This is a genomic window from Bradyrhizobium sp. UFLA05-153 (genome assembly GCF_054185185.1).
On the sequence record NZ_JBBIAM010000104.1, the window covers coordinates 1 to 14,439 of the forward strand.

The 14,439-nt window shown below is 65.0% G+C and carries 13 protein-coding genes; 8 read left to right on the forward strand and 5 right to left on the reverse strand.

Annotated elements, in window-relative coordinates; translation table 11 throughout:
- The 6 genes from Q2941_RS39000 to Q2941_RS39025 form a co-directional block, all read left to right on the forward strand.
- Positions 1-1,057: type II and III secretion system protein family protein (locus tag Q2941_RS39000; RefSeq protein WP_458195816.1), on the forward strand; the 1,057-nt coding region annotated here is incomplete at its 5' end.
- Between the two features lie 21 nt (positions 1,058-1,078).
- The gene (locus tag Q2941_RS39005; RefSeq protein WP_254109138.1) at positions 1,079-1,816 is read left to right on the forward strand and encodes a CpaD family pilus assembly protein; all 738 of its coding nucleotides are present in this window, start codon (positions 1,079-1,081) and stop codon (positions 1,814-1,816) included.
- A complete protein-coding gene (locus tag Q2941_RS39010) occupies positions 1,813-3,081 on the forward strand; it encodes a CpaE/TadZ family protein (protein WP_027521684.1) in 1,269 nt (422 codons plus the stop codon). Before Q2941_RS39005 ends, Q2941_RS39010 begins: the two co-directional genes overlap by 4 nt.
- 20 nt (positions 3,082-3,101) lie before the next feature.
- The gene (locus Q2941_RS39015) at positions 3,102-4,571 is read left to right on the forward strand and encodes a TadA family conjugal transfer-associated ATPase (protein ID WP_027521683.1); all 1,470 of its coding nucleotides are present in this window, start codon (positions 3,102-3,104) and stop codon (positions 4,569-4,571) included.
- Positions 4,572-4,584: 13 nt separating this feature from the next.
- Complete coding sequence (locus tag Q2941_RS39020) at positions 4,585-5,562, forward strand: type II secretion system F family protein (protein ID WP_254109139.1); 978 nt, start codon at positions 4,585-4,587, stop codon at positions 5,560-5,562.
- A gap of 10 nt (positions 5,563-5,572) precedes the next feature.
- Positions 5,573-6,547 (forward strand): type II secretion system F family protein, encoded by a 975-nt coding sequence (locus tag Q2941_RS39025; RefSeq protein ID WP_254109140.1) that lies wholly within the window; start codon positions 5,573-5,575, stop codon positions 6,545-6,547.
- Positions 6,548-6,731: 184 nt separating this feature from the next.
- Here the strand turns inward: Q2941_RS39025 and Q2941_RS39030 are convergent, their stop codons facing one another.
- Together Q2941_RS39030 and Q2941_RS39035 are read right to left on the reverse strand one after the other, a co-directional pair.
- On the reverse strand, positions 6,732-7,544 hold the full coding sequence (locus tag Q2941_RS39030; RefSeq protein WP_254109141.1) for a tetratricopeptide repeat protein: 813 nt from the start codon (positions 7,542-7,544) through the stop codon (positions 6,732-6,734).
- 200 nt (positions 7,545-7,744) lie between these two features.
- Entirely contained in the window at positions 7,745-7,948 is a 204-nt protein-coding gene (locus Q2941_RS39035; protein WP_027521679.1) for a hypothetical protein, read from the reverse strand.
- Between the two features lie 235 nt (positions 7,949-8,183).
- Here Q2941_RS39035 and Q2941_RS39040 point away from each other — a divergent pair, with 235 nt between their 5' ends.
- Together Q2941_RS39040 and Q2941_RS39045 are read left to right on the forward strand one after the other, a co-directional pair.
- Entirely contained in the window at positions 8,184-9,560 is a 1,377-nt protein-coding gene (locus tag Q2941_RS39040) for a leucyl aminopeptidase family protein (RefSeq protein WP_254109142.1), read from the forward strand.
- Positions 9,553-10,395: a C40 family peptidase gene (locus Q2941_RS39045; protein WP_027521677.1), complete on the forward strand. Its 843-nt coding sequence runs from the start codon at positions 9,553-9,555 to the stop codon at positions 10,393-10,395. Before Q2941_RS39040 ends, Q2941_RS39045 begins: the two co-directional genes overlap by 8 nt.
- Before the next feature lie 113 nt (positions 10,396-10,508).
- Here the strand turns inward: Q2941_RS39045 and Q2941_RS39050 are convergent, their stop codons facing one another.
- From Q2941_RS39050 to Q2941_RS39060, 3 genes are read right to left on the reverse strand one after another with little or no spacing between them, the layout of a single operon-like run.
- Complete coding sequence (locus tag Q2941_RS39050) at positions 10,509-12,146, reverse strand: ABC transporter ATP-binding protein (protein ID WP_254109144.1); 1,638 nt, start codon at positions 12,144-12,146, stop codon at positions 10,509-10,511.
- 3 nt (positions 12,147-12,149) lie between these two features.
- A complete protein-coding gene (locus Q2941_RS39055; protein ID WP_458195817.1) occupies positions 12,150-13,328 on the reverse strand; it encodes an ABC transporter permease in 1,179 nt (392 codons plus the stop codon).
- Positions 13,328-14,437 (reverse strand): microcin C ABC transporter permease YejB, encoded by a 1,110-nt coding sequence (locus Q2941_RS39060; protein ID WP_458195818.1) that lies wholly within the window; start codon positions 14,435-14,437, stop codon positions 13,328-13,330. The genes Q2941_RS39055 and Q2941_RS39060 overlap by 1 nt, the downstream gene beginning before the upstream one ends.
- Between the last annotated feature and the right edge of the window lie 2 nt (positions 14,438-14,439).

The window sequence follows — 14,439 nt, forward strand, 5'->3', positions numbered from 1 at the left end:
CTCGGACATCCAGATCGACGGTCTCGGCGAGAACGTCATCCTGACCGGCACGGCGGCCACCCCGATCGAGGCCCAGCAGGCCAACGACCTCGCCACGCGTCTTGCCGGCGGCGCCGACAAGGTGGTGAACTCCATCGTGGTCCGCGGCCGCGACCAGGTCATGCTGAAGGTGACGGTCGCCGAAGTCGCGCGCAACATCGTCAAGCAGCTCGGCATCGACCTGTCCGCCAATCTCGCCTACGGCACCGCGGTGGTGAACTTCACCAACGCCAACCCGTTCACGGCTCTTGGTCGCAATCTTGTCGACGGCAACAGCCTGACGACAAAGTTCGGCGGGGCCCCATCGGTGCAAGCCACCCTGCGCGCGATGGAAACCGCGGGCGTGATCCGTACGCTCGCCGAGCCCAACCTGACCGCGATCTCGGGCGAATCGGCGACCTTCATCGCCGGCGGCGAATTCCCGGTGCCGGCGGGCTATGCCTGCGATCCGACGACACACGTCTGTACCAACCAGATCAGCTTCAAGAAGTTCGGCATCTCGCTCAACTTCACCCCGCTGGTGCTGACCGAGGGCAAGATCAGCCTGCGCGTCATGACCGAGGTCTCGGAGCTGTCCAACGACAATTCGATCACGCTATCGCAGTCGGTCGGCACGAACACGACGAACTCGCTGACGGTGCCCTCGATCAGGACCCGGCGGGCAGAGACCACGCTGGAAATTCCCTCCGGCGGCGCGATGGCGATGGCGGGCCTGATCCAGGAGCAGACCAAGCAAGCGGTCAGCGGCTTGCCCGGGCTGATGCAGCTTCCGGTGCTCGGCACGCTGTTCCGCAGCCGCGATTACGTCAACAACCAGACCGAGCTGATGGTCCTGGTGACGCCCTATATCGTGCGCGCCGTCGCGCAGAAGGACCTGTCGCGTCCAGATGACGGCTTTGCCGCGCCTTCCGATCCGCAGGCCGAGCTGCTTGGCAACATCAATCGCATCTATGGCGTGCCGGGCCGGGTCGATCCCGCGCGGAATTACCGCGGCACCTACGGCTTCATCACGGACTGAGGCGGAACGGGGACTTCGAGAATGGCCACCAGATCACCCCAGAATCGCAACAGCGCCCTTCGCGTCAGCGGCGCGCTCGTCGGCATTGCGATCGCGCTCGGCGCCTGCACTCATACCGATGAGGCGGTCACCGCTTCCATTCCCGACGATTTCAAGCAGCGCCACCCGATCGCGATCGAGGAGCAGAACCGCTCCATCGTCGTCTTCGTCGGTCACGCGCGCGGCGGCCTGACCGCAGCCCAGCGCGCCGACGTCATGGGTCTGGCTTCGACCTGGACACATGAGGGCACCGGCGCGATCCATATCGACGTGCCGACCGACACACCCAATGCGCGCCCGGCTGCGGAATCGCTGCGGGAAATCCAGGCCATGCTGGCCGCCGCCGGCGTGCCGCCGCGCGGCGTCCTCGTGCGCCGCTATCGCCCCGAAGACCCGCGCTTCCTGCCGCCGATCCGCCTGACCTATTCCAGGATCGCCGCGGTCGCGGGTCCCTGCGGGCTGTGGCCGGAGGATATCGGTCCCTCCTCGAAGAACCCGCGATGGTTCGAGAACAAGTCCTATTACAATTTCGGCTGCAGCTATCAGCGCAACATGGCCGCAATGATCGACAATCCGTCGGACCTCGAGCAGCCGCGGCCTGAAACGCCGGCCTACACCATGCGCCGCAGTGAAGCCTTCGAGAAATATCGCAAGGGTCAGACGACGGCGACCGTTTATCCCGAGGCCGAGAAGGCCAAACTCAGCGACACCGGCAAATGATCAGCTACGCTCGCCAGACTCAGGAAGAACAGCCGCAGGGCGCGCCGCCGCCGGCAGAGGAGCATATTGCACCTGCCCCGCGCGTCTCGGTCCAGGCGTTCTGCGAGACCGTGGAGACCGCCGCCGCCGTGCAGTCGGCCGGCGAGGACCGCCGCCTCGGCAAGGCTCATCTGAAGATCCAGATGGGCGGCATCGCGGCCGCGGCCGAAGCCTATCGCTCCGCCCCCACACCGAACGTGATCGTCCTGGAGAGCGACGGGCGGGCCGACCTGCTCGGCGGGCTCGACCAGCTCGCCACCGTCTGCGATGCCGGCACCCGCGTCGTCGTGATCGGCCGCATCAACGACGTCATGCTGTATCGCGAGCTCGTACGCCGCGGCGTCAGCGACTATGTGCTGGCACCTGTTGGCCCGATCGACGTGGTGCGATCGATCTGCAATCTGTTCTCTGCGCCGGAAGCCAAGGCGGTCGGCCGCATCATTGCAGTCGTCGGCGCCAAGGGCGGCGTCGGTGCTTCCACCATCAGCCACAACGTCGCCTGGGCGATCGCGCGCGACCTCGCCATGGACGCGGTGGTCGCCGATCTCGACCTCGCCTTCGGCACCGCCGGGCTCGACTACAATCAGGATCCGCCGCAGGGCATCGCCGACGCCGTGTTCTCGCCGGACCGTATCGATACGGCCTTCGTCGACCGTCTGCTGTCGAAATGCACCGACCATCTGAGCCTGCTGGCCGCGCCGGCCACGCTCGACCGGGTCTATGATTTCGGCACCGACGCCTTTGACGCCGTGTTCGACACGCTGCGCTCGACCATGCCCTGCATCGTACTCGACATCCCGCACCAATGGACGGGCTGGACCAAGCGCGCCCTGATCGGGGCGGACGACATCCTGATCGTGGCCGCCCCCGACCTTGCGAACCTGCGCAACACCAAGAACCTGTTCGACCTCTTGAAAGCGGCCCGGCCGAACGACCGGCCGCCACTGTACTGCCTGAACCAGGTCGGCGTCCCCAAGCGCCCCGAAATCGCCGCCACCGAGTTCGCCAAGGCGATCGAGAGCCAGCCGATCGCCTCGATTCCGTTCGAGCCCCAGACTTTCGGCTCCGCGGCCAATAACGGCCAGATGATCGCGGAAATCTCGGCCAACCATAAGACGATCGACATGTTCCTCCAGATCGCCCAGCGCCTGACCGGCCGTAGCGAGACCAAGAAGCAAAAGTCGTCGTTCCTTTCACCCCTGATTGAGAAGTTGCGCGGAAAATAGCCGCCGCATGGAGTTGTTAAGTGTTCGGTAAGCGTAGCGGAACAGACACCGACTTTCGGGCCCCCAAGCCCGGCGCCGTGTCGCCAGAGCCTGCCCAGGCCCCGGCGCCAAGTGTTTCGCGCGCGCCGCCGCCCCCGGCCATCGCCTCACCGCCGCTGGCGCCGATCAAGGCCCCGCCGCCTCCGCCCATGGAGAGCCGCCGCTCGGACAATTACTACGAGGTCAAGGCGACGATCTTCGGCGCCCTGATCGAGGCGATCGACCTCGCCCAGCTCGCCAAGCTAGATTCCGAGTCCGCGCGCGAGGAAATCCGCGACATCGTCAACGAGATCATCGCGATCAAGAACATCGTGATGTCGATTGCCGAGCAGGAGGAGCTGCTCGACGACATCTGCAACGACGTGCTCGGTTATGGCCCGCTCGAGCCGCTGCTGTCGCGCGATGACATCGCCGACATCATGGTCAACGGCGCCAACACGGTGTTCATCGAAGTCGGCGGCAAGATCCAGCGCACCGGCATCCGCTTTCGCGACAACCAGCAGCTCCTCAACATCTGCCAGCGCATCGTCAGCCAGGTCGGCCGGCGCGTCGACGAATCCTCGCCGATCTGCGACGCCCGTCTCGCCGACGGCTCCCGCGTCAACGCCATCGTGCCGCCGCTCTCGATCGACGGCCCCGCACTCACCATCCGCAAGTTCAGGAAGGACAAGCTGACGCTGGATCAGCTCGTCAAGTTCGGCGCGATCACCCCTGAAGGCGCCGAGATCCTCCAGATCATCGGCCGCTGCCGCTGCAACGTGCTGATCTCCGGCGGTACCGGTTCGGGCAAGACGACGCTCCTCAACTGCATGACAAACTACATCGAGCACGACGAGCGCGTCATCACCTGCGAGGACGCGGCCGAACTGCAGCTCCAGCAGCCTCACGTGGTGCGGCTGGAAACCCGCCCGCCCAACATCGAGGGTGAAGGCCAGGTCACGATGCGCGAATTGGTGCGCAACTGCCTGCGTATGCGCCCCGAACGCATCATCGTCGGCGAGGTCCGCGGACCCGAAGCCTTCGACCTGTTGCAGGCCATGAACACCGGCCATGACGGCTCGATGGGAACGCTGCACGCCAACAACCCACGCGAGGCGCTGTCGCGCTGCGAATCCATGATCACGATGGGCGGCTTCTCCCTGCCCTCGCGCACTATCCGCGAGATGATCTGCGCCTCCATCGACGTCATCATCCAGGCCGCCCGCCTGCGCGACGGTTCGCGCCGGATCACCCACATCACCGAGGTGATGGGCATGGAAGGGGACACCATCATCACCCAGGACATCTTCCTCTATGACCTCGTCGGTGAGGACGCCAACGGCAAGATCATCGGACGGCATCGCTCGACCGGCATCGGCCGCCCCCGCTTCTGGGAGCGCGCCCGCTACTACGGCGAGGAGAAGCGCCTTGCCGCCGCGCTCGATGCGGCGGAAGTGGCAGCGCAGACGTGAGCAGTAACGCACCATGAAGATGCAGGTCCTCGCCCTCTCCTTTCTCGCCACCGCCGCGGTCGGCGGCGTCGCCTGGGTTTTCCTCTATCCGTTGTTGTCCGGCGAACGGAAGGCGGAGAGCCGCCGCGCCTCAATCGGGCGCGCCGAACCCGTCGCCGCCCGGCAGGCCGAGAAGACGCAGCGCTCGCGCCGCGAGCAGGTCGAGACCACGCTCAAGGATCTCGAGGCGCGGCGCCTGCAGGAGAAGAGCGTTCCGCTCAGCGTGCGGCTCTCGCAGGCCGGGCTCGACTGGACGCCGCAGAAATTCTGGATCGTCTCCGCCGCGCTCGGCGGCGCGTTCTTCTTCCTCGCCATGTTCGCCGGCGGCGGGCTGCTGGGGGCCGCGGGCCTTGGCTTCGCCGGCGGCCTCGGCCTGCCGCGCTGGATGCTGAGCTTCCTGAAGAAGCGCCGCGAGAACAAGTTCCTGGCAGCGCTCCCCGACGCCGTCGACGTCATCGTCCGCGGCATCAAGGCCGGCCTGCCGCTGTTCGAATCGATCAAGGTCGTCGCAGCGGATTCGCCGGAGCCGCTGCGCAGCGAATTCCTTGCCATCATCGAGACCCAGGCGATCGGCATGCCGCTGGGCGAGGCCTGCTCGCGTCTCTATGAGCGCATGCCGTTGCCGGAGGCGAACTTCTTCGGCATCGTCGTGTCGATCCAGCAGAAGTCCGGCGGCAACCTCTCCGAGGCACTCGGCAACCTCTCGAAGGTGCTGCGCGACCGCAAGAAGATGAAGGAAAAGATCCAGGCGATGTCGATGGAGGCCAAGGCCTCGGCCGGCATCATCGGCTCGCTGCCGCCGATCGTGATGTTCCTGGTCTATCTCACGACCCCGCAATACATCTCGCTGCTGTGGACCCATCCCACCGGCCAGCTCATGCTGGTCGGCTGCGTCGTCTGGATGTCGATCGGCATCATGGTGATGAAGAAAATGATCAACTTCGATTTCTGACGGTGCCAGTATGGTCGATCTCCTCGTCACGAAACTGCACGACGTTCACTTCATGACGATGCTGCTAGCGGCGATCGCCGCCAGCGCCACCGTCTACACGCTGGTGATGCCGTTGTTCGCCGGCGAAGGCCTTGCCAAGCGCATGAAGGCGGTGGCAAGCGAGCGCGAGCGCATCCGGCAGCGCGAGCGCGACCGGCTCGCCAAGACCGAGAAGGTTTCGCTGCGCCAGACGCCGAAGCAGCTCGTCTCCAAGGTGGTCGAGGACTTCAACCTCACCAAATGGCTGGCGCAGGAGGCCGCGCGCGAAAAGCTCGTGATGGCAGGCTATCGCGGCCAGGCGCCTTACATCACCTTCCTGTTCGCCCGCATGGTGACGCCGCTCGTGCTGTTCGTCGGCGCCATGCTCTACGTGTTCCTGATCGCGCATATGCAGCAGTCGCTGCCGATCAAGATCGGCATTTGCGTCGGCGCCGCCTATCTCGGCCTCCAGGCGCCGATGCTGTTCCTGAAGAACGCGATCTCCAAACGCCAGCTATCGATCAAACGCGCCTTCCCCGACGCGCTCGACCTGCTGCTGATCTGTATCGAGTCGGGCATGTCGGTCGAGATGGCGTTCCGGAAAGTCGCGACCGAGATCGTCGGCCAGTCGATCGCGCTGTCTGAGGAGTTCACGTTGACCACGGCCGAGCTGTCCTACTTGCAGGACCGCAAGGTGGCCTATGAGAACCTGGCGCGGCGTACCGGCCTCGAAGGCGTCAAATCGGTCTGTCTCGCGCTCCAGCAGGCGGAGCGCTACGGCACCCCGCTCGGCCATTCCTTGCGCGTGATGGCGCAGGAAAACCGCGACATGCGCATGAACGAGGCCGAGAAGAAGGCCGCCGCACTGCCGCCGAAGCTGACCGTGCCGATGATCCTGTTCTTCCTGCCGGTGCTGTTCGTCGTCATTCTCGGACCGACCGGCATCAAGGTCTCCGAGCTGCACTGACCGTAGAGCGCGATGAGATCAAGCGCGAGCGGTTGCAAAGGTTCACCTCCGAGGGGCCGCAGCGTTCGGCGCAGGCCTTACCCCCTCACCCGGATCGCATCCAAAGATGCGATCCGACCTCTCCCTACGGGAGAGGTGAACCGCGCCTCCGGCTCGCGCCAGAAACTCGTCTTGTTCTAGCCAGCTATTCGGATTGGCTGAGGGAAGCGACCGGCACCGGCATACGCTTGGCCGGGCTGCGCGGCGTGTCGTTGCGGTTCAGCATTTCCTTGAGGTAGGCGACGTTCGCCGCGGCTTCGTCCGGCGGCAGGTCGGCCTTGACGATGGTCTCGGCCTCCGCGAAGCGTCCCTGCAAGCCGACCACCAGCGCAAGATTCTGCCGCACCCGCGCGTTGGCGCGTGGCGAGGCATAGGCCTGCCGGAGCGTCTCTTCCGCCCGCGGCAGTTCCTTCGTGAGCATGTAGGACAGGCCGAGATTGGACAGGACGCCGGGATCACCGGGCGTGATTTTCAGCGCGCTGACATAGTAGCGGCGCGCCTCCTCGTGCTTGCCCATCTGGTCGAGGCAGGTGCCCTGCACCGAGAGCAGGCGCCAGTCCGGGTTGTCGGGCGAGTGCGCCTTCGACAGCACGTCGAAGGCCTGCTGGAAATTGCCGTTGTCGGCGAGTGCGCGACCATAGAGCGCCAGAAGCGACTTGTTGCCGGGATGGGCGATGGTTGCCTGCTCCAGCACGGCGGCGGCCTGCGCCCGCTGGCCGTTGGCGCGCAACGCCTGGCCATAGACAAGCGCGGCGTCGGGATCTTTGGGATTGGCGCGGTAGCGTTCACCATAGACGTCGGCGGCGCGGGCAGGATCTGCGGGCGCTGCGGCTTCCGCGCGCGGCGTCACCGAGCCCGTGATGTCGGCCATGGTCTGGCAGCCGCCAAGGCTTGCGGCCAAGACCGCCACCAGCGAACTGGACGCAAGAAGCCGGGCAACACAAAACCGCTGACGCATGACGCTTTTGACTCTCGAGCCGATTGATCGAGCCGAACGCGCCAGCAATAGACTGTTAACCCTAACGGCCGGTTAACGGAACCGCAGCACGGGGTAGCGCGCCGGCTGGCGGCGGTCGGTCGAGGTCAGTCCCGGGATTTGGTGTCAGCTCTTCCTGCGAGCTGCGCGATCAGATCGCCAATGGTGTCGCCAGGCGCGGCTCAATATTCCATGGCCAGCCGCTTCCTCACCTCGTCGATGCGCTTGTCGAGCGCGTCGAAGCGCGCATGGACCGCGCGGTCGTGGAGATAGAAGACGTAGCCGCCGGCGAGGAACGCAAAGATCCAGTGATGATGCTCGACATAGGCGAAGACCGCCTCGATGGCCTGGCCGAAAAACGCGACCACGCTCCAAAGAAATTCCATTGCATTCCCTCCCGGCACGGCTTGTCTTGAACCCGCTCTTGGACCCGCCCTTGGACCCGCCCTTGGACCCGCGGCACTGGCGCCGCGGACGAGTTTTGCCGGAACCTAGCATGGTGACGGCAAGCCGAGTAGCAGCTCGCGAGCGCGCCGGCTGGCGGCAAAGCCGATTGCAGGTGCCACGAAACTCTGCGAAGTCTCTTTTCATCATCTGAACCATCTTGGGGCGGCCCCGCCAATGCCTTCCGTATTCGAGACGTCGTCTGCCGCCATTCCCATCACCTTCGTGACCCAATCGAGCTGGGACCAGGTCGCCGAGACGCTGTCGCCGCCGCAACGCCAGTTCGCAACGGCCAATGGCTTTGCTGGCAAGCCGGGCGCATATCTCGCTTTGCCGGCGCCGGACGGCGCGGTCGCAGGAGTGCTGTTCGGCCTCGAGGACGAGGCCGCACGATCGCGCGACCTGTTCCGGGCAGGCAGCCTGCCGGGCCTGCTGCCGCCGGGCATCTACCGTTTCGCCAATGCGCCGCATGATGCGCGCCTAGCCGCCCTCGCCTTCGCGCTCGGCAGCTACCGCTTTGCCCGCTACCGCAAGGCGGATGCGCCCGACGTCAGGCTGGTGCCGCCCGACGGTGTCGACATTGCTGAAGTTGCGCGGATCGCGGATGCCGCGTATCTGGCGCGCGATCTCGTCAATACCCCCGCCAACGACATGGGGCCGGAGGAGCTCGCTGCGACCGCAAAGGCGCTCGCCGCCGAGTTCGGCGCAAGCTTTGGCTGCATCGTCGGCGACGAATTGAAGGCGCAGAATTTTCCGCTGATCCATGCCGTCGGCATGGCTTCGACCCGCGCGCCGCGCCTGATCGACATCGCCTGGGGTAACCCTGCGCATCCCAAGGTCACGCTGGTTGGCAAGGGCGTCTGCTTCGACACCGGCGGGCTCGACCTGAAGCCGTCGAGCGGCATGCTGATCATGAAGAAGGACATGGGCGGTGCGGCCAACGTGCTGGCGCTCGCGCGCATGGTAATGGGCGCCAAGCTCAAGGTGCGGCTGCGCGTATTGATCCCCGCCGTGGAGAACGCGGTCGCCGGCAACGCCTTCCGGCCGCTCGACATCTTTCCCTCGCGCAAGGGGATCACGGTCGAGATCGGCAATACTGACGCCGAAGGCCGGCTGGTGCTGGCCGACGCACTGGCGCTGGCGGACGAGGAAAAGCCCGATCTGCTGATCGATCTGGGCACGCTGACCGGCGCGGCACGCGTTGCGCTGGGGCCGGATTTACCGCCCTTTTACACCAATGATGAGACGCTTGCCGCCGACGTCGCGCGCTGCGCCGTGAGGGAGAACGATCCGTTGTGGCGGATGCCGCTATGGCCGGCTTACGATTCCTGGCTGGACTCCAAGACGGCCAATATCACCAACGCGCCGTCGGGCACCTTTGCCGGCTCGATCACATGCGCCTTGTTCCTGCAGCGTTTCGTCGAGCAGGCGAAGAGCTGGCTGCATGTCGACATCTACGCGTGGACACCGTCGGCAAAACCCGCGCGCCCCGAGGGCGGCGAATGCCAGGCCGCGCGCGCACTCTACCTACTGCTGAGCGAACGCTATGCATGATAAGCGGGTGACGCCGGCACGCGGCGACATCGCCGCGAAATATCTCGAAGGCCAGGTCGAGGCGGATCGCTTCGTCGAGGGCGAAGAGTTCGAGGTGATCGAGGCCATCGCGCCGCTGCGTGAACAGCCGTCGTCGAACGCGATGCTGATGACCGAGGCACTGCGCGGCGAGCGCGTCACGATCTACGATCGCAACGGCGAAGGCTGGGCCTGGGGCCAGCTCGTGAGCGACGGCTATGTCGGCTGGCTTCCCGATGCGGCGCTCGCCAAGCCCGCGGCTGCGCCGACACACAAGGTCAGCGCGCTCCGGACCCTTGCGTTTCCGGGCCCGTCGATCAAGCTTCCGCCATCAGACGCGCTGGTGATGGGATCGAAGGTCGCGGTGACGCGCGAGGATGGCAGCTTTGCCATCACGCATGCGGGCCAATATCTGCCCAAGACACATCTGGCCAACCTCGACCATCGCGAGTCGGATTTCGTCACCGTAGCCGAGCGTTTCGTCGGCACGCCCTATCTCTGGGGCGGCAAGAGCTCACTTGGCATCGATTGCTCCGGCCTGGTCCAGGTTTCGCTGACCGCCGCCGGCATCGGCTGCCCGCGCGACAGCGACATGCAACTGGCCGGCCTTGGGCGAAGCTTGGAGCAGCATGAGAGGACCAAGCTGCAACGCGGCGATCTGATCTTCTGGAAGGGCCATGTCGCGATCGTGCGCGATGCCCATACGATAGTGCACGCCAACGCGCATCACATGGCGACCGAAATCGAGAACACGAATGACGCGATTGCGCGGATCAAGCAGGCCGGCAGCGAGATCGTCGCGATCAAGCGGCTCTAACCCCTGATCGTCATTCCGGGGCACACGAAGCGTGAACCCCAATGCGCAATTGCGCATTGGGGAATCTCGAGATTCCAGGTTCGATGCTTCGCATCGCCTCGGAATGACGGCAACTACGTCGCCACCGATCCATTCCCCGCCGTCTCCAGCCGGAACGCGGCCGCGAACAGCGCGCGCGTGTAGTCGGTCTTCGGACTCTTGAAGAGCTCCGCCGCCTGCCCTTCCTCGACCACCTTGCCGCCGCGCATCACGATCAAATGGCTGGCGAGCGAGGCCACGACGCGCAGGTCGTGCGAGATGAACATGTAGGTGAGATCGCGCTTGCGCTGCAACTCGCGCAGGAGATCGACCATCTGCGCCTGGAACAGCATGTCGAGCGCGCTGGTCGGCTCGTCCAGCACGACGAAATCGGGCTCGAGCACGATCGCGCGCGCAATGCTGATGCGCTGGCGCTGGCCGCCGGAGAATTCGTGCGGATAGCGGAAGCGCGTCTCCGGATTGAGGCCGACATCCTCCAGCGCCTTGATGACGCGCGCCTCACGGTCCTCGCGCGACAGGTTTGGCTGATGCACCGAGAGGCCCTCGCCGACGATATCGGCGACCGACATGCGTGGACTGAGCGAGCCGAACGGATCCTGGAATACGATCTGCATGTCGCGCCGGAACGGGCGCATCTCCTTGAAGCGCAGGCCCTGGATGTCTTTCCCCAGGAAGACGATGCGGCCGTTCGACGAGATCAGCCGCAATAACGCCAGCCCGAGCGTGGTCTTGCCGGAGCCGGACTCGCCGACGACGCCGAGCGTCTCGCCCTTGCGCACCGCGACATTGACGCCGTCGACCGCCTTGATGTGACCGACCGTCTTGCGCAGGAAACCGCGCTTGATCGGGAACCAGACCTTCAGCGCGTCCGCCGACATCACGATGGGCGCGTTCGGCTGGGGCGGCGCGGGGTCCGGCTTCGGCTCAGCCGCGAGCAGGTCACGCGTATAGGGATGTTTCGGCGCCTTGAAGACCTGCTCAACCGGCCCCTGCTCGACGATCTTGCCGCTCTTCATGACGCAGACAGTGTCGGCGATACGGCGCACGATGCCGAGATCGTGGGTGATGAACAGCAGGCTCATGCCGAGACGCGAGCGTATCTCGGCAAGCAGCGCCAGGATCTGCGCCTGCACGGTGACGTCGAGCGCCGTGGTCGGCTCGTCCGCAATCAACAGATCGGGCTCGTTGGCGAGCGCCATCGCGATCATCACGCGCTGGCGCTGACCGCCGGAGAGCTGGTGCGGATAGCTCGCGAGCCGCGTCTCGGGCTCGGGGATACCGACCTGGGTGAGCAGCTCCAGCGTCCGCTTGCGCGCCAGCGCATTGCTGGTCGGATTGTGGAGCTGGATGATCTCGCCGATCTGCGCCTCGATCGTGTGCAGCGGATTGAGCGAGGTCATCGGCTCCTGGAAGATGATCGAGATGTCGCTGCCGCGGACGGCGCGCATCTCCCGCTCCGAAAGGTTCAGGATCTCACGCCCCTTGAAGCGGATGCTTCCCGAGGGATGCGAGGCGTTCGGATAAGGCAGGAGCTTCATGACCGAGAGCGCGCTGACCGACTTGCCGGAGCCGGATTCGCCGACCAGCGCCACGCATTCGCCGCGCTTGATCTGGAACGACACCTTGTCGACGGCGAGCGTCGTACCCGCGCCCTGGTGGAAGGCCACCGAGAGGTCGCGCACGCTGAGCAGGGGCTGGTTGATCGCATCCATGGCTTACCTGAACGTCTTGCGCGGATCGAAGGCGTCGCGCACCGCTTCGCCAGTGAAGATCAGGAGCGACAGCATGATCGCGACGGCAAAGAAGCCGGAGAAGCCGAGCCACGGCGCCTGCACGTTGGCCTTGGCCTGCGCCAACATCTCGCCGAGCGACGGCGAGCCGGGCGGCAGACCGAAGCCCAGGAAGTCGAGGGCCGTCAGCGTCATCACCGACGATGAGACGATGAACGGCAGGAACGTCATCGTCGCCACCATGGCGTTCGGCAGCAGGTGGCGGAACATGATCACGGCATTGGACACCCCGAGCGCCCGCGCCGCCTGGATGTATTCGAAATTGCGCCCGCGCAAGAATTCCGCGCGCACGAGGCCGACCAGCGCCACCCAGTGAAACAGCACCATGATGCCGAGCAGGATGAAGAAGCCCGGCGGGAGCACCGCCGATATGATGAGCAGCAGATAGAGATAGGGTATGGCGTTCCAGATCTCGATGAAGCGCTGGAAGAACAGATCGATCCAGCCGCCGAAATAGCCCTGCACGCCGCCGGCGATGATGCCGATGACGGAGGAGACGATGGTCAGCGTCAGGCCGAACAGCACCGAGATGCGGAAGCCGTAGATCAGCCGCGCGACCACGTCGCGGCCCTGGTCGTCGGTGCCGAGCCAGTTGTATTCGAGATCACGGCAGCTCTTCAGGCCCTTCTTCTCCACCACCGGCTTGCATTGCGCCTCCGTCAGCATCCAGGTCGGCGGCGACGGCGCGGGCGTCGGCAGGTCGAGATTGTGCGTGTCGTAGGAATAGCGGATGAGCGGCCAGACGATCACGCCGCCCTTGTCCTTGATCAGCTTCTGCAAGTAGGGATCGCGGTAGTCGGCCGCGGTCTCGAAATCGCCGCCGAAGGTGGTCTCCGAATAGGTGACGAAGGCCGGCCAGTAGAGACGACCGTCGAACTTGATCATGAAGGGACGGTCGTTCGCGATCAGTTCGGCGAACAGCGAGACCAGGAACAGGACCATGAAGATCCAGAACGACCAGTAGCCGCGGCGGTTGGCCTTGAAATTCTGCCAGCGCCGCTTGTTGAGCGGCGACGGGGCGAACGCCTTGTGCGGCGCCGGCGTCACCTCGCCGACCGGCAATTTGGTCTTGGTCTTGATTGGTGTGGGCGCGGTAACCGACATCAGACCTCCCGCGCCTCGAAATCGATCCGGGGATCGATCCACATATAGGTCAAATCGGAGATCAGATTGACCACGAGACCCATCAGCGAAAAGATGTAGAGCGTGCCGAACACGACGGGATAGTCGCGGTTGAGAACGCTCTCGAAACCGAGCAGCCCGAGCCCGTCCAGCGAGAAGATCGTCTCGATAAGAAGCGAACCTGAGAAGAAGGCGCTGATGAAGGCGCCAGGGAAACCCGCGATCACGATCAGCATGGCGTTGCGGAAGATGTGGCCGTAGAGCACCTGGCGCTCGCTACAGCCCTTGGCCCGCGCAGTCATGACGTATTGCTTGCGGATCTCGTCCATGAACGAGTTCTTGGTGAGGAACGTCATGGTCGCAAAGGCACCGAGCGCCATCGAGATCAGCGGCAAGGTCAGGTGCCAGAAATAATCGAGGATCTTCCAGTACCAGGGGAATTGCGACCAGCCGTCGGATGTCAGCCCGCGCAGCGGGAACCAGTTGAAGAACGAGCCGCCGGCGAACAGGATGATCAGGAGGATCGCGAACAGGAAGCCGGGAATCGCGTAGCCGAGCACGATGACCGCCGAGGTCCAGGTATCGAACCGCGCGCCGTCGTTGACCGCCTTGCGAATGCCGAGCGGTATGGAGATCAGGTACGTGATCAGCGTCAGCCAGATGCCGAGCGAGATCGAGACCGGCAGTTTCTCCTTGATGAGCTGAATGACGCTGACGGTGCGGAAATAGCTCATGCCGAAATCGAACCGCGCGAAATTCCACACCATCAGCAGGAATCGCTCGGGCGCAGGCTTGTCGAAGCCGAACTGCTGCTCCAGCTTCTTGATGAACTCGGGATCGAGCCCCTGCGCGCCGCGGTATTTCGAGTTGACCGCGTCGGCGCCGGCGCCGACCTGTCCCGGCGCACGCTGGGCGAAGTCGCCGCCGCCCGAGATGCGCGAGGTGCCGCCGGTGTCGGCGCCAGAGAGCTGCGCGATCACACGCTCGACCGGACCGCCCGGCGCGAATTGCACGACGACGAAGGAAATGAAGAGGATCCCGAGCAGCGTCGGGATCATCAGGAGAATGCGGCGGGCGATATAGGCGCTCATGA